General features: G+C 50.3%; 19 protein-coding genes. 10 read left to right on the forward strand and 9 right to left on the reverse strand.

Annotated elements, in window-relative coordinates:
* Positions 1–8: 8 nt before the first annotated feature.
* Together MKA69_RS05290 and MKA69_RS05295 are read right to left on the reverse strand one after the other, a co-directional pair.
* Positions 9–581: a uracil-DNA glycosylase family protein gene (locus tag MKA69_RS05290; RefSeq protein ID WP_095457132.1), complete on the reverse strand. Its 573-nt coding sequence runs from the start codon at positions 579–581 to the stop codon at positions 9–11.
* Positions 581–1,396 (reverse strand): D-2-hydroxyacid dehydrogenase, encoded by an 816-nt coding sequence (locus MKA69_RS05295; RefSeq protein ID WP_305847644.1) that lies wholly within the window; start codon positions 1,394–1,396, stop codon positions 581–583. Before MKA69_RS05295 ends, MKA69_RS05290 begins: the two co-directional genes overlap by 1 nt.
* A gap of 73 nt (positions 1,397–1,469) precedes the next feature.
* Here MKA69_RS05295 and MKA69_RS05300 point away from each other — a divergent pair, with 73 nt between their 5' ends.
* On the forward strand, positions 1,470–2,057 hold the full coding sequence (locus tag MKA69_RS05300; protein ID WP_000941132.1) for a YjaG family protein: 588 nt from the start codon (positions 1,470–1,472) through the stop codon (positions 2,055–2,057).
* A gap of 45 nt (positions 2,058–2,102) precedes the next feature.
* Here the strand turns inward: MKA69_RS05300 and MKA69_RS05305 are convergent, their stop codons facing one another.
* On the reverse strand, positions 2,103–3,161 hold the full coding sequence (locus MKA69_RS05305) for a CNNM domain-containing protein (protein ID WP_095475264.1): 1,059 nt from the start codon (positions 3,159–3,161) through the stop codon (positions 2,103–2,105).
* Positions 3,162–3,532: 371 nt separating this feature from the next.
* Between MKA69_RS05305 and hupA the strand changes: the two genes are divergently transcribed.
* Together hupA and MKA69_RS05315 are read left to right on the forward strand one after the other, a co-directional pair.
* A complete protein-coding gene (gene hupA / locus MKA69_RS05310; RefSeq protein WP_001044505.1) occupies positions 3,533–3,805 on the forward strand; it encodes a nucleoid-associated protein HU-alpha in 273 nt (90 codons plus the stop codon).
* Between the two features lie 45 nt (positions 3,806–3,850).
* Positions 3,851–4,540, forward strand: a complete 690-nt coding sequence (locus MKA69_RS05315) for a DUF1481 domain-containing protein (protein WP_305847645.1) — start codon at positions 3,851–3,853, stop codon at positions 4,538–4,540.
* Positions 4,541–4,615: 75 nt separating this feature from the next.
* Here the strand turns inward: MKA69_RS05315 and purD are convergent, their stop codons facing one another.
* The 3 genes from purD to MKA69_RS05330 all read right to left on the reverse strand — a co-directional run bounded on the left by purD (position 4,616) and on the right by MKA69_RS05330 (position 7,811).
* Positions 4,616–5,905 (reverse strand): phosphoribosylamine--glycine ligase, encoded by a 1,290-nt coding sequence (gene purD / locus MKA69_RS05320; RefSeq protein WP_305847646.1) that lies wholly within the window; start codon positions 5,903–5,905, stop codon positions 4,616–4,618.
* Positions 5,906–5,963: 58 nt separating this feature from the next.
* Complete coding sequence (purH, locus tag MKA69_RS05325) at positions 5,964–7,556, reverse strand: bifunctional phosphoribosylaminoimidazolecarboxamide formyltransferase/IMP cyclohydrolase (RefSeq protein WP_095467646.1); 1,593 nt, start codon at positions 7,554–7,556, stop codon at positions 5,964–5,966.
* Between the two features lie 75 nt (positions 7,557–7,631).
* Entirely contained in the window at positions 7,632–7,811 is a 180-nt protein-coding gene (locus MKA69_RS05330; protein WP_000514449.1) for a hypothetical protein, read from the reverse strand.
* A gap of 33 nt (positions 7,812–7,844) precedes the next feature.
* Here MKA69_RS05330 and zntR point away from each other — a divergent pair, with 33 nt between their 5' ends.
* The 5 genes from zntR to MKA69_RS05355 all read left to right on the forward strand — a co-directional run bounded on the left by zntR (position 7,845) and on the right by MKA69_RS05355 (position 14,300).
* Positions 7,845–8,243: a Zn(2+)-responsive transcriptional regulator gene (zntR, locus tag MKA69_RS05335; protein ID WP_000486335.1), complete on the forward strand. Its 399-nt coding sequence runs from the start codon at positions 7,845–7,847 to the stop codon at positions 8,241–8,243.
* A gap of 226 nt (positions 8,244–8,469) precedes the next feature.
* The gene (gene cadC / locus MKA69_RS05340; protein ID WP_305847647.1) at positions 8,470–10,029 is read left to right on the forward strand and encodes a lysine decarboxylation/transport transcriptional activator CadC; all 1,560 of its coding nucleotides are present in this window, start codon (positions 8,470–8,472) and stop codon (positions 10,027–10,029) included.
* 173 nt (positions 10,030–10,202) lie between these two features.
* On the forward strand, positions 10,203–10,430 hold the full coding sequence (locus tag MKA69_RS05345; protein WP_305847648.1) for a hypothetical protein: 228 nt from the start codon (positions 10,203–10,205) through the stop codon (positions 10,428–10,430).
* A 287-nt stretch (positions 10,431–10,717) separates the two neighbouring features.
* On the forward strand, positions 10,718–12,055 hold the full coding sequence (gene cadB, locus MKA69_RS05350; RefSeq protein WP_032471641.1) for a cadaverine/lysine antiporter: 1,338 nt from the start codon (positions 10,718–10,720) through the stop codon (positions 12,053–12,055).
* Between the two features lie 109 nt (positions 12,056–12,164).
* Positions 12,165–14,300, forward strand: coding sequence for a lysine decarboxylase CadA (locus tag MKA69_RS05355; RefSeq protein WP_001929329.1), 2,136 nt, complete (start codon positions 12,165–12,167; stop codon positions 14,298–14,300).
* Positions 14,301–14,422: 122 nt separating this feature from the next.
* Here the strand turns inward: MKA69_RS05355 and MKA69_RS05360 are convergent, their stop codons facing one another.
* The 3 genes from MKA69_RS05360 to MKA69_RS05370 form a co-directional block, all read right to left on the reverse strand.
* A complete protein-coding gene (locus MKA69_RS05360; RefSeq protein WP_305847649.1) occupies positions 14,423–16,063 on the reverse strand; it encodes a methyl-accepting chemotaxis protein in 1,641 nt (546 codons plus the stop codon).
* 204 nt (positions 16,064–16,267) lie between these two features.
* Positions 16,268–16,873, reverse strand: a complete 606-nt coding sequence (locus MKA69_RS05365) for a bifunctional 4-hydroxy-2-oxoglutarate aldolase/2-dehydro-3-deoxy-phosphogluconate aldolase (protein WP_000151471.1) — start codon at positions 16,871–16,873, stop codon at positions 16,268–16,270.
* 12 nt (positions 16,874–16,885) lie between these two features.
* Complete coding sequence (locus MKA69_RS05370; RefSeq protein WP_305847650.1) at positions 16,886–18,262, reverse strand: GntP family permease; 1,377 nt, start codon at positions 18,260–18,262, stop codon at positions 16,886–16,888.
* A 154-nt stretch (positions 18,263–18,416) separates the two neighbouring features.
* Between MKA69_RS05370 and MKA69_RS05375 the strand changes: the two genes are divergently transcribed.
* The gene (locus MKA69_RS05375; protein WP_055034209.1) at positions 18,417–18,932 is read left to right on the forward strand and encodes a gluconokinase; all 516 of its coding nucleotides are present in this window, start codon (positions 18,417–18,419) and stop codon (positions 18,930–18,932) included.
* A complete protein-coding gene (edd, locus tag MKA69_RS05380) occupies positions 18,929–20,725 on the forward strand; it encodes a phosphogluconate dehydratase (RefSeq protein ID WP_095457127.1) in 1,797 nt (598 codons plus the stop codon). Before MKA69_RS05375 ends, edd begins: the two co-directional genes overlap by 4 nt.
* Positions 20,726–20,772: the final 47 nt, after the last annotated feature.

The following is a 20,772-nucleotide window of genomic DNA, read 5'->3' on the forward strand; positions in this document are numbered from 1 at the left end:
ACGGCTTGCTATGTAAGCACTTGCTTCACTTGTTGGCGTAGGTGGGGGACGACTTCTTGCTCAAACCACGGATGCTTTTGTAACCATAAGGTGTTGCGCGGAGAGGGATGCGGTAGCGGTAACATCGAAGGAGCCCAGCGCTGCCATTGCTGTACGGTTTCGGTCAAGGTGGCGGGTTTGTCCGGCAGATAATAATGCTGTGCATATTGTCCAATCAGGAGAGTGAGTTGCCGATTGGGGAGTTGCTCCAACACTTTGGCATGCCACAGTGGCGCACACTCTTTACGCGGCGGTAAATCTCCGCTGCGCCCTTTGCCCGGATAGCAAAGCCCCATCGGCATAATGGCGATGTTTTCTTGGCAATAAAACGCTTCGCGATCTAACCCCAACCACTGACGCAGCCGTTCGCCGCTGGCATCATTCCACGGAATCGAGGTGTTGTGCACTTTCGTCCCCGGAGCTTGACCAATAATTACAATTTTCGCCGCCGGATGGGCGCGGATCACCGGATTCGCACCCAACGGTAAATGTGGTTCGCACACTGTGCACTGGCGAATTTCCGTCAGCAGTGATTCAAGCATCAGTAGCCTTTTTCAAAATCAATCTGGTTACGCAGTGGCAAGTTATCACACCAACGTTGGTAGTTATCGGCGAAGATATCGACCACTTGCTCTGGAAAGCTGACCGCCGCGATGTGTGGCGTGATGGTGATCGCCGGATTGCTCCAGAATGGGTGATCTTGAGCGAGTGGCTCTTTGATAAACACATCCAAAAACGCGTGGCGAATGTGTCCTGCCGCAATTAAATCTGGTAGATCCTGCTCCACTAACGTTTTGCCACGCCCCACGTTGAACAGCAGCTCACTGATGTGATAAGTGGCATCAAAATGCCCTTCTTTGGCCGGAATACCGGTGCGATTTACGCCTACTACTCGCAACCCAAACTGTTTGGCTACACAGGCCAAATGGCTGCCAATCGAGCCTGTACCCAAAATCACTAGGGTTTGATTGGCTAGAGAAGAGTAGGGGTGTGCTTGCCAACACCGTTCGACTTGTTGCGTTTGGTAAAGATTGAAATCGCGTTGGTACTGAATAGCGTAACCCATCACATATTCAGCAATCAGGTGGCCGAAGATGCCTTTGACGTTGGTTAGCAGATAGTTTTTGCGCAGCTTGGGTGCCATTAAGGTATCGACACCCGCATAGGCGGAATGTAGCCATTGCAAGTGCGGAAACTCATCCAAACAGCGCGCCGCCATCGGTGGTGCGGCCAATAAAATCGTGGCTTGCGTGCGATCGTTGGTGACGCTAAGGCCAGCGAGCTGACGCTCTAAGATCAGCTCGCGGTAGTGTTCATCATGTTCAGTCAGAATATACAGCTGGTGGAAATTGTTCATAGGCGCGTCTTTTTTCCCTTATGGTTATCCAGTACACTTCCGCTGTCTTTTTCCGCAACGATTTGAAGTGACTATGTTACAAAACCCTCTACAGCTTCGTCTTGAGAAGTTTGAACCTTGGCAACAGATTACCTTTATGGCCTGTCTGTGTGAACGTATGTATCCGAATTACGCTATGTTCTGTGAGCACACGCAGTTTGCTGAGGCGCGTATCTACCGTGACATTCTCGACAGCGTGTGGGAATTGATGACGGTAAAAAATGCCAAAGTGAACTTTGAGCATCAGCTTGAAAAGCTCGAAGAGCTGATCCCAACTTCGGATGCGTTTGATTTGTACGCCGTGTATCCCGCGATTGATGCCTGTGAAGGCTTAGCAACCCTGCTGCACGGTTTGTTGGATCGTGATGATTTAGCGGAATCTATGATCAAAGTGAGCCAGATTTCGGTACAAACTGTCGCTCAACTGGAAGAAGCACAAACCGGTGAAGCTATCACCAACGATAACCAAAAAGAGAATGAAGCCGTGTGCGCCGAATGGGACGTACAGTGGGCGATTTTCCGTCCGCTGCGTGAAGCGGTTGAGCGCGACATTGATCTCATCAAAGACCTACGCAAAGAGCTGCGCGAAGAGGGGGTCAGCAATATCGGAGTGGAGTTGTAATTCCCCTTCATTGCCAAGAGAAACGGGAGCTTAAGCTCCCGTTTTTTATTCTTCTTCGTCGCGGCTTTCGATCATGCGATGTTTACGCTTCCAATGTTCCCAGCGTTCAGCAGCCAGTTGTTGCATATCGGTGGTGCGGTCGGCTTCATCGATAATCTCTTCGCCGAGCAGATGCTCGAAGATATCTTCCAAAGTCAGCAAACCCTGCACTGAGCCGTATTCATCGACGACTACCGAGAGCTGCAAGCGCTTTTGCATCATCTGATCAAAGGCTTTAGGCAGGCTCAAGGTATTGAGCAGAACATGGATCGGGCGCATCACCTCGCCAAGCGTGGCAGTGCCTTGACCATTTTGTTTGTGTTTGAACAGCTCAAGACGGTGCACAAAACCGACAATATTGTCTTTCTCTTCGCTGTAAATCAGCGGGCGCGAGAACGGTGTGTCACGGTGTTGTTCAAGAAACTCATCAATCGTTAGATCGGCGGCAACGCGAAACAGAACGGGACGCGGCGTCATCACCTGCGTTACTGGCACGCTTTGAATGGCCAACAAGTTGTTGAGCATTTTCGATTCGCCCTCGGCAAATTCGCCATTCTCGTTAGCCAACATCGCCATCGCAGAAATCTCTTCACGCAGCTTTGGGGCTTCGACTTTGCGCGCCAAACGTTTCGTGATTTGTTCGGAGAACCAGACGAACGGCGTCAGCGCCCACACCATCCAACGCAGCACTAAGGCTGAATTCGGTGCCAGCTCGCGCCAGTAGGTTGCCCCTATCGTTTTTGGGACGATTTCAGACAGCACCAAAATACCCAACGTAAGCACGGCAGAAAATAGGCCGAGCCATTGGCTACCAAACACGACCGCAGCTTGAGCACCGGCAGTCGCGGCACCAATCGTGTGGGCAATGGTGTTTAGGGTTAGGATCGAGGCGAGTGGACGGTCGATATCCGCTTTTAACTCCGCCAAACGAGTGGCCGCAGGGTGGCCTTGTTGACGCAGTTGGGCAAGATAGCTCGGGGTAATACTCAGGAGTACCGCTTCTAATACTGAACAGATAAACGATACGCCAATCGCGACAGAAATATATATCGCAAGCAGAAACATAAAATTCCTTGGTTTTTAGAGTGCACGTTCGAGCTCTTTTCTTCTCACTAACGTTGAGCGGATGCTGAACATTGCGGTGAGAATATGAAGAAAAATCGCTTCGCCTGAAGGAGTCGAAAGTGCTTTTTTCAGTCACTAAATCGATTGAAATGACAGGCTTCCCAGTCGATTAGCTCTCTTTTAATAAGGCCTCAGGCAGTCAATTACAAGCGGACCTGCGGCTTGATTAGTAACAAATTGTGAGTTGTTACTCAGATTACGGTTAAAAGTGCGTCATAAAAGCGAAAGTTGCGCGACAAACCTTTGCCAGATCGGGCATTTATGTTTTAGAGTGAGCTCGATTCGATAACCTATTGAGAAGGGAAACCTAAATGAACAAGACCCAATTGATCGACTTTATCGCAGAGAAAGCGGACCTGACTAAAGCGCAAGCGAAAGCGGCTCTTGAAGCGACTCTGGGTGCGGTTGAAGGTGCTCTGAAAGACGGCGACCAAGTACAACTGATTGGTTTTGGTACATTCAAAGTTAATCATCGTTCTGCTCGTACTGGCCGTAACCCAAAAACCGGTGAAGAGATCAAAATTGCGGCAGCTAACGTTCCTGCATTCGTAGCAGGTAAAGCGCTGAAAGACGCGATCAAGTAATTGCTTTATACTACGCCGAGACTAAACATCTCGGCGTTTTTGTTTATGAAGCATCAATTTCCTATTCTTCTTTTGATGTCTGGCCTGTTGGCTGGGTGTTCTTCTACTCCAAATCCTAATCTTGAGCAGATCAATCAATTTACCGGTGGTAAAACGATTGGTGATGCGACCAGCTTTTATTGGTATACCGAGCGCTTTCTAAAGCCGAGCTCAGCCTCCGATTACGTGACTTCTGGTGATTACGGCAGCTACCAAACCAGTTATCACTGGGAAGAGGGGCAAGTACGTGAAATTCGCCGTGAGGGTGAACATCTGGATGGCAAAAAATTGCTACCGTTCCGAGTTCATATTCGTTTTAGTAAAGAGGGCGAAGCTGTCTACCAGCAGTATCGACTGGGTGGAAAGGTGTTGCCGATGAGCGAAGAGCAGATCGCTCACTATGTATTGCAAGCGAAAGCGGTGGCGGAAGCCACGAAAGAGCAAGATAAGCAGGGCTTAGAGCTTATTCAAGGCTATTGGAATGGTAAAGTGTTTGAAACCTGTGCTGGGGTTGAGTATCAGCGTGTCGAGTTTAATAAAACCTTACCGAGCTTTGTGTTTAATCGTCTTGCTTCTATTGAAAGCTATGTGGCGTTTTTGGGCAAAATCCGCAACGGTAAAGTGCATATTGATGAGCTGCTATTGCTCGATGATGCGGATCACGACTGTGTGCAACAACCTGAGTTGATCGATTAAATCGGTTAACCAATGCCATGAAATAAAAAAGCGCGAAGTTCGCGCTTTTTTAATGCGTAGACGATGAAGTTTGCCTTACTTGGCTTGCTCACGGGCAATCGCGCGATAACCGATATCGCGGCGGCAGAACATGCCATTCCAACGGATTTGATCGGCGAGCTGGTAAGCGCGTTGCTGCGCTTCTAATACCGTATTACCCAGCGCCGTTGCACATAGCACGCGACCGCCATTCGTCACCACTTGGTCGCCTTGGGTTTCGGTGCCCGCATGGAACACTTTTTGTCCAGCGATTTCTTGAGTCGGTAGACCTGAAATCACCTCACCTTTGGCGTAATCGCCTGGGTAGCCGCCAGCGGCCAGTACCACACCGATCGAGGCGCGCGGATCCCACTTCGATTCCATTTGATCCAGCTTGCCCGCAATCGCTGCTTGGCAAAGTTCAACCAGATCCGATTGCAGACGCATCATGATCGGTTGAGTTTCTGGGTCACCAAAGCGGCAGTTATACTCAATCACTTTCGGTGCGCCAGTGCTATCAATCATCAAGCCGGCGTAGAGGAAGCCAGTGTAGGTGTTGCCTTCGGCTGCCATGCCGCGCACGGTTGGGTAAATCACTTCACGCATCACGCGATCATGGATGTCCTGTGTCACTACTGGCGCTGGTGAGTAAGCTCCCATACCACCCGTATTTGGGCCAGTATCGGCATCACCAACACGTTTGTGATCTTGGCTGGTGGCCATTGGCAGTACGTTTTCACCATCGACCATCACGATAAAGCTGGCTTCTTCACCGTCGAGGAATTCTTCAACCACCACGCGGCTGCCTGCTGAACCAAACGCATTACCAGCTAGCATGTCTTGAATTGTGTCTTCGGCCTCTTGCAGAGTCATGGCAACAATCACGCCTTTACCCGCCGCTAAACCGTCCGCTTTCACCACAATCGGCGCACCTTTTTCACGCACATAAGCCAATGCTGGCTCAATCTCAGTAAAGTTGGCGTAAGCTGCGGTTGGAATGTTATGGCGAGCGAGGAAATCTTTAGTGAAAGCTTTGGAGCCTTCCAGTTGCGCTGCGCCTTGGGTTGGTCCAAAAATCGGCAGACCCGCAGCACGAAACGCATCCACCACACCAATCACCAGTGGTGCTTCTGGGCCAACGATGGTCAGCTCAATCGCTTTATCTTGGGCAAAGGCAACCAGTGCTGGGATATCGGTGATGCCAATGTTGACGTTTTGCACCTTGTGCTCAAGGGCGGTGCCCGCATTACCGGGAGCCACGTAAATGGTGTCAACTTGTGGGTTTTGTGCCACTTTCCACGCCAGTGCGTGTTCGCGACCGCCAGAGCCGATGATGAGAACTTGCATTGTGAAATCCTTACTTAAACAAGATGGGGCGCGTTGCACCCCATACGAATCATGCCAATTAATGACGGAAGTGACGCATACCGGTGAAGATCATCGCCATACCGTGTTCGTTGGCCGCATCAATCACTTCTTGGTCGCGCATTGAGCCACCTGGTTGGATCACGCAAGTGATGCCTGCTTCTGCCGCAGCATCAATCCCATCACGGAATGGGAAGAAGGCATCCGAGGCCATCACGCTGCCTGCCACTTCCAAGCCTTCATCGGCGGCTTTGATACCGGCGATTTTCGCGGAGTAAACACGGCTCATTTGACCCGCGCCGATACCGATGGTCATGTCGCCTTTGGCGTACACAATCGCGTTGGATTTCACGTATTTCGCTACTTTCCAGCAGAACAGGGCATCTTTCAGCTCAGCGTCGCTAGGTTGACGAGTCGAAACCACTTGTAGGTCATCTTGTGCCACCATGCCTTGGTCACGATCTTGCACCAATAAGCCACCATTCACGCGCTTCAAATCAAATCCTGTGGTTTGGCCTTGCCATTCACCACACTCCAGCAAACGTACGTTTTGTTTGGCTGCGACGATGTCGATCGCGGCTTGCGAGACTTTCGGCGCGATGATCACTTCAACAAACTGACGCTCGATGATCGCTTTGGCCGTTTCACCATCCAGCTCGCGGTTAAAAGCAATGATGCCGCCAAATGCTGAGGTTGGGTCAGTTTGATAAGCGCGGTTGTAGGCTTGCAGCAGATCGTCACCCAACGCTACACCACATGGGTTCGCGTGTTTCACAATCACACAGGCTGGCTCGCTGAACTCTTTGACGCACTCCAGTGCGGCATCGGTATCGGCAATGTTGTTGTAAGAGAGGGCTTTACCTTGGATTTGGCGAGCCGTAGCAACCGAGGCTTCTTGTGGATTGGCTTCCACATAAAACGCGGCCGCTTGGTGGCTGTTTTCGCCGTAACGCATATCTTGCTTTTTGATGAACTGCGCATTGAAGGTGCGAGGGAATTTGCTCTCTTCATCCCCTTCTTTGTTATCACCATAAGAAGGCACCAGCGTGCCGAAGTAGTTCGCAATCATGCCATCGTACGCCGCGGTATGTTCAAAAGCGGCAATCGCCAGATCAAAACGCGTGGTTAAGGTCAGGGAGTTGTGGTTGGCATCCATTTCGCGGATCACACGCTCGTAATCGTGCGCATTCACCACAATGGCCACATCTTTATGGTTTTTCGCAGCAGAACGCACCATAGTCGGCCCGCCGATATCGATGTTTTCCACCGCATCAGCCAGCGTGCAATTTGGGTTAGCTACCGTTTGGGCGAAAGGATAGAGGTTCACCACCACCATATCGATCGGCTGAATGCCGTGGGTGTTCATCACCGCGTCATCTTGGCCGCGACGGCCTAAAATACCGCCATGCACTTTCGGATGCAGGGTTTTGACGCGTCCGTCCATCATTTCTGGGAAACCGGTGTAATCGGAGACTTCCGTTACCGTCAGGCCTTGTTCAGCCAATAGACGAGCGGTGCCACCGGTGGAGAGAAGTTCAACGCCGCGCTCTGCAAGCGCTTTTGCGAACTCAACAATGCCGGTTTTATCTGATACGCTGAGAAGCGCACGGTGAATAGGACGAGCGTTGTTCATGCTTCCATTTTCCTTTAAAAGATATTTGCCGAAAGTGATCTGCTGTGCGGTGTTGGGGAAGCTCGCTTCAAAGCCTCACTGCGCAAAAAACAACAGAGCCATTTGGGGAAATACCTTATCCGCCGCGATTTGAATGGCGCGTATTCTAACCAATTTATTACAAAAGATCTCGCGCAATCGTTTGGCATGGGAAAAATAATCGCTAAAAAACGGTTTTTCAAGCACAAATTTTAACGAAAGCTTAAATTTCCCCAAACTACTCCAAGTAGTCAGGGAGGAGGAGGAGTGATGTTTCAGATTGGAGAGTTAGCCAAACGCTGCGGCGTTTCGACCGATACACTGCGTTTCTATGAAAAAAATGAGCTGATTGCTCCGGCAACGCGTACCGAGTCGGGCTATCGACTGTACGATGAAAAGAGCCAGCAACAAGTCACGTTTATTTTAAAAGCTAAAGAGTTAGGGCTGAGCCTCGAAGAGATTAAAGAGCTGCTCGAAATTCGTTTGGAAGCGACCGAACACAGCTGTGCTGAAGTGAAAGCGATCACCAGCGCTAAGCTGGCGGTGATCGACCAAAAGATTGAAGAGCTGACCCGTATTCGCAGCGCGCTGAAAAAAATCAATGATGCCTGCTGTGGGCATGTGGAAGATAACGCCAGCCACTGCTCGATTTTAGCCGCGTTAGAGTAGAGAAATAACGCCTAATTTATATTCTGATTGATAAGGGTAATTTAGTTTTTACCACTAGGAATGACGTTGTCTGATGGTTAAACAACCTAAGTTTGCAATTTTTAGCCTTATCAATAGTAGGTGAAATAGAGTAGTGCACTTATAATTTCGCTCTTCATCGGTGTGTGGTGCTCGAGCATATTCTGCCTCTTACCGATGCTATCTTCCTGATACAAAGAGCTATTCTATGATTGGAATCTGTTTTCAAATCAATGACTGGGTTCTGTGCATTGATGAGAATAAGCTGTATCGCCAAGATAGGGAGGTCTCGGCCGAGCCGCGTCTTATTAACTTACTGCATTTTCTTGCGGAGCATGCCGGAGAGGTATTCGGCCGTGAGGAACTCATTCAACATGTCTGGGACGGGGCGATTGTCACCGACCAAGTGGTCACTCAATCCATTTTTGAGTTGCGTAAGCTATTGCGCGACGGACGCGAAGAAAACCTCAGTTATGTGGTGACGGTGCCCAAGCGTGGCTATAAGTTAGTCGCGAATGTGCAGCGCCTTGATGGCAATCCTTACCTCTCTCGTCAAGAAGAGTCGGCGGCCAGTGATGTCGGTTTGACGGACGATATCGACGAAGTGGAAGAAGCCGTTCCCGAGATCGTGTTTCCTGCTGGTCCGTTAACGCGCGCCGTATGCCAAAGTCAGCAGCCGAAAAAATCAGCTAAGCCGAATGTGAGCCGTTGGCGCTTAAACTTGCTCAATGCGATCTGGATTGGTCTAGTGATTGTAGCGATGGGCTTTTTTACCGTGCAACAGTCGCAAGTGCGCATCACCCAAGTGGTGGATACCCACCTGATTGAATTTAAATTCCAAGACAGTTTTCATGCACAGGCGCTCACGCATGACCTTGCCGATGGTATCGCGCAAAAGCTGATGGCCGATCTGACCCAGGTGAGTGATTATCGAGTGATTCTCGGTAAAACGGCTTATAGCTCAGGCATTTTGCCCGGTAAGTCGATCATGGTGCGAGTCAATGATAAGGACGGGCATGAGTTTTTAGATCTTGAGCTTAAAAACAACTCTTCCGATGCGGTGCTGTTTAGTCGGCAATATCCGCTCGATAGCCAACATCTGGCCTCTGTGTTGAAAAGTGCAGAATGGGATGTCATGCAAGCGTTGAAAATCCCGAATGCAGAGCAGCAAGCGCAGCGTTTGTTGGTGGACTTTCCGCGTCAACCTGCGGCATTGGGGCTGTATGTGCGCGCCAATCATTACTTGAATGTTGCCGATCGTCAGCAGTTTCAAAAAGGCATTTATTTATTGGAGCAAGTGCTGAAGTTGGAGCCGGACAACCATTATGTTCAAGCCGAATTACTGATTGCCTACCATGTTCAGCAAGCTCTGAACCCTGATCAGGCGCTCAATCAAGATCGAATCTTGGTCTTGAGTGAAACCTTACAACAGGTGAGCTATGCCCCAGAGGCAGTGGTTCAGCCACGCATTTATGAGGCTTTAGCACTGCAAGCAACGGTCGAAAACCAAGTGGAAGCGGCCACGCACTATTTGACGCAAGCGCAGGGTCTACGGGAGTCGGTGCTCTCGTATGTGCTGCAAGGCAAGCACGCTGAACTCAAAGGCGATCTGGATGGGGCCAGTGATGCCTATAGTGAAGCCTTTTACATGGACACGTCGCTGGAAACTTATCTGCTGTGCGAAAACTTGGTGTTCCACTCCAACCTAAAATCCATTGATTACGCCATGTACCGCTCGGTGCATCCTTCGGTGGTTCGTTTACTGTAACGCTCGTCTACGGTCAATTTCATCTCTCTATCCCCAAACGACTTGGAATGACTGGTAAGAAGGGGATAGAGCGAACTTGCGACTTCTTTCTCCGAACTGGCTTTAGCACGGTTTAGAGGGGAGGGCGCGCCGCTTTATCTCTCGGAATCCTTCTGACTGAAAAACGCCCGCTAATGACATCGAACGATGTCTATGTACTCACTAGCCGTTTAACTTGTCATCGCCATTCGTTTGAGCCTATTCCTCAAGCCAAATTCAGTGAGCGCCATTGGCATTCTCTGCCGATGGATGTTGCTAAATCGAACGTCTTACCGGTTGAGTGGCAAACCTCACGGCAATACTTACGGTTTTTGGTGATAAACCTCCCCCGTGATGGTTCCGCAGAACAGCATTTAGCCTGATGTTTTCACCTTGATATTTTTAGTTGTCTCTCCTGATGTTTTTAGGTTTTTTAATAACGATATGAAAATAAAGAGGTTTATAGGTGGTGTTTATCAGGTTGATATCAAGAAACTCATGCTTGGCTCATCATTTTATTGATAAGCGGAAGTTTATTTTTTTTCGTTTTTTTGGGCGTAGTCTGCACCTCGAAATTTAGCGAGGTAGCGCAGGTGATTGCACTCATGACATCTCGCTAACCCATTCAGTTTGAGTTTTGTAACTTAAGTAGAATCGATTTGGAGATGTTATGTCATCAAATGCAAAAAAAATCGGCCTGATCGCCTGTACGGGTGTGGTGGCTGGCAACATGATGGGCAGTGGCATTGCACTGCTTCCTTCTACGCTAGCAAGCGTAGGTTCAATTTCCATTTATAGCTGGCTGATCTGCATTGTTGGCGCACTCAGTTTGGCGTTTGTGTTTGCTCGTTTGGCAACCAAAAACCCGCAAGAGGGTGGCCCGATTGCTTATGCAGGGGAAGTGTCACCGGTGTTTGGTTTCCAAACGGGCGTGCTTTACTACCACGCTAACTGGATTGGTAATTTGGCGATTGCGATTACCGGTGTCTCTTACCTTTCGGTGTTCTTCCCGGTGCTGAATAACCCGATCCCCGCTGGTTTAGCGACCATTGCTTCGGTCTGGCTATTTACCTTAGTCAACTTGCTTGGTGGTAGCTGGGTAAGCCGCTTATGTACCATTGGTTTGGTGCTGATTTTGATCCCTGTAGTCGGTACGGCTCTGTTTGGTTGGACGCACTTTGACAGCGCGCTTTACAGCCAAAACTGGAACGTGTCTGCCGGTAGCGATGGCCATGCGGTGATCACCGCAGTGCTGATTTGTCTGTGGTCTTTCGTGGGTGTTGAATCGGCGGCGGTTTCTTCCGGTATGGTCGAAAACCCAAAACGCACGGTACCACTGGCAACCATGTTAGGTACTGGTCTTGCGGGTCTTATCTACATTCTTTCTACCCAAATGATCAGCGGCATGTTCCCTGCCTCTGAAGTGGCGGCATCGGGTGCACCTTTTGCATTGGCGACCACTGCACTGTTTGGTAGCTGGACTGCGCCATTCGTTTCTGCCTTTACTGCACTAGCGTGTTTCACGTCACTTGGTTCTTGGATGATGCTGGTGGGCGAAGCTGGCAAACGTGCCGCTAACGATGGCAACTTCCCGAAAGTGTTCGGTGAAACCGATCGCAACGGTGTACCGAAAAAAGGTCTGCTGATTGCTTCCAGCATGATGACACTGCTGATGCTGGTACTGATGTTCTTCAGTTCAGAAACGGCGCACGCTTCCGATCTGTTTAACCAACTGACCACCGATGCGGTACTGCTGACCATGCTGCCTTATTTTTACTCCAGCATTAACCTGATCCGCTTCGAAGGCATGACCACTCGCAATACGTTTGTGATGCTGTTCTCCGGTATTGCCAGCCTGTTCTGTATGGTGGCGCTGGCGGGAGCTGAAGGTTCAACCCTGACTGCAACCTTCATCATGTCGCTGATTATTTTGATGTTCTACAGCAAAAAAGCGGGTCTGGATAAATATCTTGAGACTCATCCACAACCAGCTTCGGCTCAGTTCTGATTGACTCTGCTGGCGTCTGCCACGCCAGCTTTCTGAATTCACTATGGCGCTCGTCTTACTCACTGTGCAGTGCACAGAGAGCGCCTTTTTTCGCCTTGGAGATGTCCAAATGAATATATTCGCTATCTTGAACCACATGGGTGTGTTCTTTAAAGAAGAGCCTGTTCGCCAACTGCATGCAGCATTAGAAAAAGCCGGTTACGACGTGGTTTATCCGGTGGATGACAAAGATCTGATCAAGATGATTGAGATGAACCCACGCATTTGCGGCGTGCTGTTCGACTGGGATAAATACTCGCTAGAGCTGTGTGAGCGCATCAGTAAAGTCAATGAAAAACTGCCAGTGCACGCCTTTGCCAATGAGCAATCGACGTTAGATATTTCGCTAACCGACCTACGCCTCAACGTGCATTTCTTCGAATACGCTCTGGGCATGGCCGACGACATCGCGATCAAAATCAACCAAGCGACTCAAGAATACAAAGACGCGATCATGCCTCCGTTTACTAAGGCGCTGTTCAAATATGTAGAAGAGGGTAAATACACCTTCTGTACTCCGGGCCATATGGGTGGTACTGCGTTCCAAAAAAGCCCAGTCGGCAGTATTTTCTACGATTTCTACGGCCCAAATACCTTCAAAGCGGACGTTTCGATTTCGATGCCAGAACTGGGTTCACTGCTCGATCACTCCGGCCCACACAAAGAAGCGGAAGAGTACATCGCGCGCACCTTCAATGCAGATGCTTCTTACATCGTGACCAACGGCACATCGACCTCGAACAAGATCGTCGGTATGTTCTCCGCACCGGCGGGCAGCACAGTGCTGGTGGATCGTAACTGTCATAAATCATTGACTCACTTAATGATGATGACGGACGTCACCCCCATTTACTTCCGTCCAACCCGTAACGCTTACGGCATTCTCGGTGGTATTCCACAGAGCGAATTCAGCCGTGAAGTGATTGCAGAGAAAGTGGCAAACACCCCGGGAGCGAGCGCGCCAAGCTACGCGGTGATCACCAACTCGACTTATGATGGCCTACTGTACAACACTCAGTTCATCAAAGAGTCTCTCGATTGCAAACACATCCACTTCGACAGTGCATGGGTACCTTACACTAACTTCAACCGTATTTATGAAGGCAAATGCGGCATGAGTGGCGAAGCGATGCCGGGTAAAGTGTTCTACGAAACCCAGTCAACCCACAAACTGCTGGCGGCGTTCTCGCAAGCCTCGATGATTCATGTCAAAGGTGAGTTTGATCGCGAGTCGTTCAACGAAGCGTTCATGATGCACACCTCAACCTCACCACAGTACGGTATTGTGGCATCGACGGAAACTGCTGCGGCGATGATGCGTGGCAACACCGGCCGTAAGCTGATGCAGGATTCGATTGATCGTGCGATTCGCTTCCGTAAAGAGATCAAACGTCTGAAAGGCGAGAGCGAAGGCTGGTTCTTCGATGTGTGGCAACCCGAGAACATTGATACTACCGAGTGCTGGAAACTCGATCCAAACCAAGATTGGCATGGTTTCAAGAATCTTGATGACAACCACATGTACCTTGATCCCATCAAAATCACTCTGCTCACGCCGGGAATGAGCAAAGATGGCGAATTGGAGCAGAGCGGTATTCCGGCATCACTAGTCTCTAAATACCTTGATGAACACGGCATCGTGGTTGAGAAAACCGGCCCTTACAACCTGTTGTTCCTGTTCTCTATCGGTATTGATAAGTCAAAAGCGATGCAGTTGCTGCGCGGCCTGACTGAGTTCAAACGCGGTTACGATCTGAACCTGACCATTCGTACCATGCTGCCTTCACTGTACCGTGAAGACCCAGCTTTCTACGAAGGCATGCGTATTCAAGAGTTGGCGCAAGGTATCCACGACTTAACCCGTAAATACCAACTGCCAGAGCTGATGTACAAAGCGTTTGATGTGCTGCCAGAGATGAAAGTGACGCCACACGTGGCATGGCAACAAGAGCTGCGCGGTCAAACCGAAGAGATCCTGCTTAACGAGATGGTGGGTCGCGTGAGCGCCAATATGATCCTGCCTTATCCTCCAGGCGTGCCATTGGTACTGCCAGGTGAAATGGTGACAGACAGCTCTCGCCCTGTACTGGATTTCTTGGAAATGCTGTGTGAAATCGGTGCGCATTACCCAGGTTTTGAGACCGACATTCACGGTTTGTATCGCCAAAAAGATGGCTCTTACACCGTGAAAGTGCTGAAAGACTAAGCCCGCTTGAATCACCCTATAAAGACAGCGTAATTCCCCAATGGACGCTGATACACAGAGAGAGCCTAACGGCTCTCTCTTTTTTTATGATGCAATCTAGGCTGAAAAGCGTGATAGCGGGATCAGATTTTAAACACCGCTAAGCTGCGAGCCAGATGTTGGCCATTTTCCATCAACTGTTCACTGGCCGCCGCCACTTGATTCGCTTGAGCGGCGGCTTGGGTGCTGTGCTCGGCAATCTGGGTGAGGTTACGGGTAATTTCGTTGGTGGCCTCGGATTGTTGGGCGCTCGCACTGGCAATATGTTGGTTGAAAGACAAAATGGTTTGGATTTGCGCTTCAATCTCATTAAGCATCTGTTGCGCTTGATCTGCTTGCTGTTGCGTCACGCGTGATTGCTGCTGAGTTTGCGTCATGGATTGACTGACGCTTTGCGCTTTTTTCTGCAAACCGCCAATGATCTGTTCAATCTCATTGGTGCTAGATTGTGTGCGAGTCGCCAAGGTGCGAACTTCATCCGCCACTACCGCAAAACCTCGGCCTTGCTCACCGGCGCGGGCTGCTTCAATGGCTGCGTTCAGTGCCAGTAAATTGGTTTGCTCGGCCACTCCGCGGATCACTTCTAAGACCGCGCTAACCGATTGAGTCTCTTGGGCGAGAGTTTGCGTCTCTTGCTCGGTACGAGTCAGTTGATCGCGCAGGGTTTGCATGTGCGAAGAAGTTTGATTAATCGCTTGGCGGCCTTGGCTAGCTGCGTTGTCGGCATTGCGAGCAGCTTGTTCCGCTTGGCTAGCGGCTTGAGCCACCTCTTGGTTTGACGCATGAAGTTCATTCATTGCCGAGGCGACGGTATCGACGGCTTGATGCTGATCATACGCTTTGCTTGACGCGCTTTGCGCGACTTGAGTCAGTTCATCCGCAGAGCCAGTAACACTGTCGGTGATCGGGGTAATGTCTTGCAGAATGGTGCGAATTTTACCGGTAAATAGGTTAAAGGCTTGGGCGATGTGCGTCAGTTCATCTTTACCGGTTGCACTGAGCTGGCGGGTGAGATCCCCCTCACCTTGCGCAATATTTTTTAGGGTTGCCAGTGTTTCCCCGCACGGTTGCGTAATGCTCCGGCCGATCAGGCTAGCAAAGGCAATTAACAAGATGAGCGTGGCGATAACCCAGACAAACACGGAGCTGAGTCGCTGCATCACCAGCGCATTCACATCATCGACATAGATGCCTGTACCAATAATCCAGCCCCAAGGTTTAAACAGTTTGACGTAAGAGACTTTGTCGACGGGTTGCTCGGCGCCCGGTTTCGGCCACTGATATTCAACGACGCCTTGTTGGCTTTGTTGCGCGACTTTGACCATTTCGATAAATAGCGCTTTACCGTTTGGATCTTTAAAGCTGCGTAGATCTTTGCCATTCAAATCGGGTTTCATCGGGTGCATTACCATGGCAGGCTGCGCATCGTTGATCCAGAAATAATCGTTGTTGCCATAATGTAATTGGGCGATCGCTTGCTTGGCAGCGGCTTGCGCTTGTTTCGTACTCAATGCGCCTTGTGTTGCTTGCTGAGCATAGTGTTCAAGCAAGGTATAAGCGGTTTCGACCAAGTGCTGGGTTTGGCTTTGCTTCTCCAGCATAAGGTCGCTTCGATAGTCTTTCACTGTGATACCGAATGGAATGGCAAGCAGTAATAAAATGACCGCCGTTAGTAAAAATAAGCGGTTACGGATAGACAGGTGGCGCAGGCTAAGGGTCGTCATAAGCATCACTCCTTGAGATATGACAGGCGAACGCGTGGGTTAAATTTTCATCGCACGCAAGACTGTAACAAATTGTTTTTAGTAAGGTAAATGCGACCAAAGGGGAAAAGTGGTGAAGTTGTGGGCAGGGTCTCTTTTAAGCGTATCGAAGTCGAAATAAAAAAGGCCAAGCATAGCTTGGCCTTATCAAGAGTGTTGATTGTGTTAGACGTTGCGTACCAGTTCAGCCAGTGCATCCCAATCGCCTTTGTCCATCAGGTCGGTTGGTACCATCCAAGTACCGCCACACGCTACGACAGATTTAAGCGCCAGATACTCTTGCGCATTGTTTGGATTGATACCGCCCGTTGGCATAAAGCTTACTGGGTACACGGCGCTGAGTGCTTTCAGCATCGCAATACCACCTGAAGGTTCCGCAGGGAAGAATTTCACAGTGCGTAGACCCATTTCCATCGCTTGCTCAACCAAACTTGGGTTGTTGACGCCCGGAATGATCGCGATATTGCGCTGCTGACAATATTTCACTGTGGTCGGGTTAAGCCCTGGGCTTACGATGAAATCCGCACCCGCTGCAATCGCTTCGTCCACTTGTGCGCTTGTGAGTACGGTACCCGCACCGATCAGCAGCTCAGGGTAAGCTTCACGCATGATGCGGATGGATTCCGCTGCGGCTTCGGTACGGAAAGTGACTTCTGCACAAGGCAAACCGTTTTCTACCAGCACTTTGGCCAATGGCAGTGCGTGGGCGACATCGTTAATCGCAATAACAGGGACAATTTTGATCGCTCGTAAGCGTTGTTCAATGGTCATGAGTCCATACCTCTACAGAATAAAGCTGAGTGTTGCCACAATCAGGAAGGCGATACCGCCTAAAAGGGTTTCCATCACGGTCCACGTTTTCAGAGTGGTTTTTTCATCCATCTCCATCAAACGTGACACCAGCCAGAAACCAGAATCGTTAAAGTGTGAAAGCACAGTAGCACCGCCGGCAATCGAAATCACGATAAAGCACAGATCCAGTTCCGATAAGCCAGTGGTTGCCGCTACCGTTGGTGCAATTAGGGCTGCCGTGGTAGTGAGTGCTACAGTGGCTGAGCCTTGTGCCACACGCAAACAGGTAGAAATGACAAATGCTGCTATCACAATTGGCATACCTGTATCCGAGAGCACGCCAGCCAGCGCGCTACCAATGCCGCTGGCACGCAGTACGCCACCGAACATGCCGCCCGCACCCGTCACTAGAATCACCGCACAGATTGGTGCAAGAGAGTCACCACACAGTTTTTCGAGGCGTGCCATACCGTAATCTTTGGCAAATGCCGCCAAACAAACCAGCAGAGTGATCAACAGAGCAATCGGAGTTTTCCCCAGCATACGTAGGAATTCTACGGCCGGTGTTTTGCCATCAATGATGCCTGCAACCGCGAGGGTGTTTAAGCCGGTATCCATGAAAATCAGCAGTACTGGCAATACCAGAATGGTCATTACCGTGGCGAATTTTGGCAGCTTGGCTTCATCAATGATCGCATCGGTATTGAAGAACGCTTTAGACAGAGGGATGTCGAATTTTTTACCGGCATACAGACCGAATAAGTAAGCGCCCAAATACCATGTTGGGATTGCCACCAGAATACCGACCATCAGGAGCAGGCCAATGTTTGCACCCAGCAGTTCGGCTGCCGCAACCGGCCCCGGGTGAGGTGGAACAAAGGCGTGCATTACCGCAAACGCACCTGCTGAAGGCAGCGCGTATTTCAGTGGTGAGCCACCAAAGCGTTTCGCAACGCTGAAAATGATCGGCATCATCACAATCAGGCCCGCATCAAAGAAGATGGGGAAGCCAAACAGTAGCGATGCTACGCCGAGCGCAAACGGGGCGCGCTGTTCGCCGAAGCGGCCGATCAGCGTATCCGCCAGCACTTTCGCACCGCCTGTCACTTCTAAAATTTTACCGATCATTGCACCAAGGCCGACCAGTAACGCAACGGAAGCGAGCGTACCGCCAAACCCCGTCATCATGGTGGAAACCACCTTGTCTGAAGAGACGCCAGTGGCAATCGCCGTGCCTAAACTGACTAAGGTCAGTGAAGCAAAAGCGTGGATTTTAAAGCGAATAATCAGCAGCAGTAGCGCAACAATCGCAACCGCCGCCACGGATAAGAGATAGGTTGGATCAGAGGTTTGTAGTAAAGGGGCCATGAGTTCACCGTCCAGATTTTATAGTTTGTGTTATAGCTCACATTTAGTGAAGTTACCGGTAACATGTTACCCATAACATGAATAAGATAAACCCATATTTCGAAGTGAATTTTAAAAATGCGATCACGCGCAAGTTTGGTATTAAGGAGTCGTTATGGCCGGTAGTAGCATCATTGTGATGGGGGTTTGTGCTTGCGGTAAAAGCACCATTGGTGAGTTATTGGCAAAGCAGACTGGACGTAAATTCATTGATGGAGATGATCTTCATCCGCGCGCCAATATTCAGAAAATGGCCTCCGGCCAACCGTTAGATGACGAAGACCGTAAGCCTTGGTTGGAGCGTATTCGCGATGCCGCCTACAGCCTTGAGAGTAAAAATGAACACGGCGTGATTGTGTGTTCGGCACTCAAAAAGCAGTACCGCGATCAGATCCGTGAAGGCAACCAGAATGTGACCTTCTTGTTCTTAGATGGCTCGAAAGAGCTGATCATGGAGCGTATGCGCGCTCGCCAAGGCCATTTCATGAAAGAGAACATGGTCAACAGCCAATTTGAAACCTTACAGCGCCCAGATGGTGAGCCGAAAACGCTGATCATTTCGATTGATTGCTCAGTGCAAGAGATTGTGAATGGTGCCATTCAAGCACTGCAAGAGCAGGAGGGGTTATGATTCATCCGGTTTTAGCCAAAGTCACTGAAAATCTAATCGAGCGTAGCCGTGAAGCACGCGCGGCATTCATTGCACGCAGTCAAGCACAAGAAAAAGCCGGCAAAGGTCGCACCTCACTCTCTTGCGGTAATTTAGCCCACGCAGTGGCGGCCTCTTGCAGCACAGAGAAAAAAGCGATTCTCGATTTCACGCGCAGTAATGTGGCGATTGTCACCTCGTACAATGACATGCTCAGTGCGCATCAACCTTATCAGCACTATCCAGACCGCATTAAAATGGTGTTGGCTGAATATGGCCACACAGCGCAGGTAGCCGGAGGTGTGCCCGCGATGTGCGATGGCGTGACGCAGGGCCAACCGGGGATGGATATGTCGCTGTTTTCGCGTGATTTGATTGCGCAGGCGACCGCACTCTCCCTCAGTCACAATGTGTTTGATGCCACTTTGCTGCTCGGCATCTGTGACAAAATTGCCCCGGGGCAATTGATGGGCGCGCTCTCTTACGCTCATCTGCCGACCGCGTTTATGCCTGCAGGATTAATGGCGACTGGTATCAGTAACGAAGAGAAAGTCGATATTCGCCAAAAGTATGCGGCGGGTGAAGTGGGTAAAGAGGCACTGCTGAATATGGAGTGTCAGGCTTACCACGCGCCGGGTACGTGTACTTTCTACGGCACCGCCAACACCAACCAATTAGTGTTTGAAGCGATGGGGTTGATGCTGCCGGGCTCGGCGTTTGTGCACCCTCACTCAGCGCTGCGCCAAGCATTGAATGATGATGCCACCGTAAAAATCGCTAGCATGACGCAAGGTTCCGCTCAATATCGACCACTCTATGAAGTGGTAACAGAGAAAAGCTTACTTAATGGTATTGTGGCTCTGTTGGCATCAGGTGGCAGCACGAACCATACGATTCATATGCTGGCGGTGGCACGTGCGGCAGGAATTTTGCTGACGTGGCAAGACATGAGTGATCTGTCTGACGTGGTTCCTCTGCTAGCGAAGGTGTACCCGAATGGCCCCGCGGATATGAACGCTTTCCAACAAGCGGGCGGTGTACCCGCGCTGATGAAGCGTTTGCATGAAGCCAAGTTGCTGCATTCAGACGTAACACCAGTGTTTGGTGAGTTTAGTGATCAGCTGACTCTGCCTGAGTTGGTGGACGGCGAGCTGCGTTGGGTTGCGTGTGATGGCACGCGTGATGCGCAAGTGATCGCGGCTAGCGAAGCGTGTTTCCAAGCGACTGGCGGCACCAAAGTGCTCAGCGGTAACTTAGGCCGTGCGGTGATTAAAGTCTCTGCGGTGAAAGAGGAGCAGCGAATCATTGAAGCACCGGCGGTGGTATTCCAATGTCAGCATGAAGTGGAAGCCGCGTACCAGCGTGGCGAGCTCAATAAAGATTGCATCGTGGTGGTGACGCACAATGGCCCAGCGGCCAATGGTATGCCAGAGTTGCACAAACTGATGCCAATTTTGGGCAACGTGCAAAAGGCTGGATTCAAAGTCGCGTTAGTGACGGATGGTCGTTTGTCCGGCGCATCAGGCAAAATTCCTTCCGCTATCCATGTATCACCAGAAGCGGTACGCGGCGGAGCCATTGGCCTAGTGCGTGATGGTGACCTAGTGCGCCTAGATTGCAGCACGGGTACGTTGGAAAACCTGACTGACATGAGTCACCGCCAAGCCTTGGCACTCGATACCGAGCGTGACCAACAAATGTGGGGCCGTGAACTATTTAAAGTGATGCGCCAAGCCGTATCTTCGGCAGAGCTGGGTGCGAGCTTTATTGTTTAACCTTGCAGAAGGTGAAGCATCAAAAAAGGCGGTGTATACCGCCTTTT

The sequence above is a fragment of the Vibrio sp. AH4 genome, assembly GCF_030710545.1.
Lineage (GTDB): Bacteria > Pseudomonadota > Gammaproteobacteria > Enterobacterales > Vibrionaceae > Vibrio > Vibrio metoecus.

Excerpts from the sequence above, each read along its gene's own strand:
- cadB (WP_032471641.1), top strand. The coding sequence starts at position 10,718 with ATGTCATCAAATGCAAAAAAAATCGGCCTGATCGCCTGTACGGGTGTG.
- purH (WP_095467646.1), bottom strand. The coding sequence starts at position 7,556 with ATGAACAACGCTCGTCCTATTCACCGTGCGCTTCTCAGCGTATCAGAT.
- purD (WP_305847646.1), bottom strand. The coding sequence starts at position 5,905 with ATGCAAGTTCTCATCATCGGCTCTGGCGGTCGCGAACACGCACTGGCG.
- MKA69_RS05375 (WP_055034209.1), top strand. The coding sequence starts at position 18,417 with ATGGCCGGTAGTAGCATCATTGTGATGGGGGTTTGTGCTTGCGGTAAA.
- MKA69_RS05295 (WP_305847644.1), bottom strand. The coding sequence starts at position 1,396 with ATGAACAATTTCCACCAGCTGTATATTCTGACTGAACATGATGAACAC.
- MKA69_RS05365 (WP_000151471.1), bottom strand. The coding sequence starts at position 16,873 with ATGACCATTGAACAACGCTTACGAGCGATCAAAATTGTCCCTGTTATT.
- MKA69_RS05300 (WP_000941132.1), top strand. The coding sequence starts at position 1,470 with ATGTTACAAAACCCTCTACAGCTTCGTCTTGAGAAGTTTGAACCTTGG.
- zntR (WP_000486335.1), top strand. The coding sequence starts at position 7,845 with ATGTTTCAGATTGGAGAGTTAGCCAAACGCTGCGGCGTTTCGACCGAT.
- cadC (WP_305847647.1), top strand. The coding sequence starts at position 8,470 with ATGATTGGAATCTGTTTTCAAATCAATGACTGGGTTCTGTGCATTGAT.
- MKA69_RS05290 (WP_095457132.1), bottom strand. The coding sequence starts at position 581 with ATGCTTGAATCACTGCTGACGGAAATTCGCCAGTGCACAGTGTGCGAA.
- edd (WP_095457127.1), top strand. The coding sequence starts at position 18,929 with ATGATTCATCCGGTTTTAGCCAAAGTCACTGAAAATCTAATCGAGCGT.
- MKA69_RS05305 (WP_095475264.1), bottom strand. The coding sequence starts at position 3,161 with ATGTTTCTGCTTGCGATATATATTTCTGTCGCGATTGGCGTATCGTTT.
- MKA69_RS05370 (WP_305847650.1), bottom strand. The coding sequence starts at position 18,262 with ATGGCCCCTTTACTACAAACCTCTGATCCAACCTATCTCTTATCCGTG.
- hupA (WP_001044505.1), top strand. The coding sequence starts at position 3,533 with ATGAACAAGACCCAATTGATCGACTTTATCGCAGAGAAAGCGGACCTG.
- MKA69_RS05360 (WP_305847649.1), bottom strand. The coding sequence starts at position 16,063 with ATGACGACCCTTAGCCTGCGCCACCTGTCTATCCGTAACCGCTTATTT.
- MKA69_RS05315 (WP_305847645.1), top strand. The coding sequence starts at position 3,851 with ATGAAGCATCAATTTCCTATTCTTCTTTTGATGTCTGGCCTGTTGGCT.
- MKA69_RS05355 (WP_001929329.1), top strand. The coding sequence starts at position 12,165 with ATGAATATATTCGCTATCTTGAACCACATGGGTGTGTTCTTTAAAGAA.
- MKA69_RS05345 (WP_305847648.1), top strand. The coding sequence starts at position 10,203 with ATGACATCGAACGATGTCTATGTACTCACTAGCCGTTTAACTTGTCAT.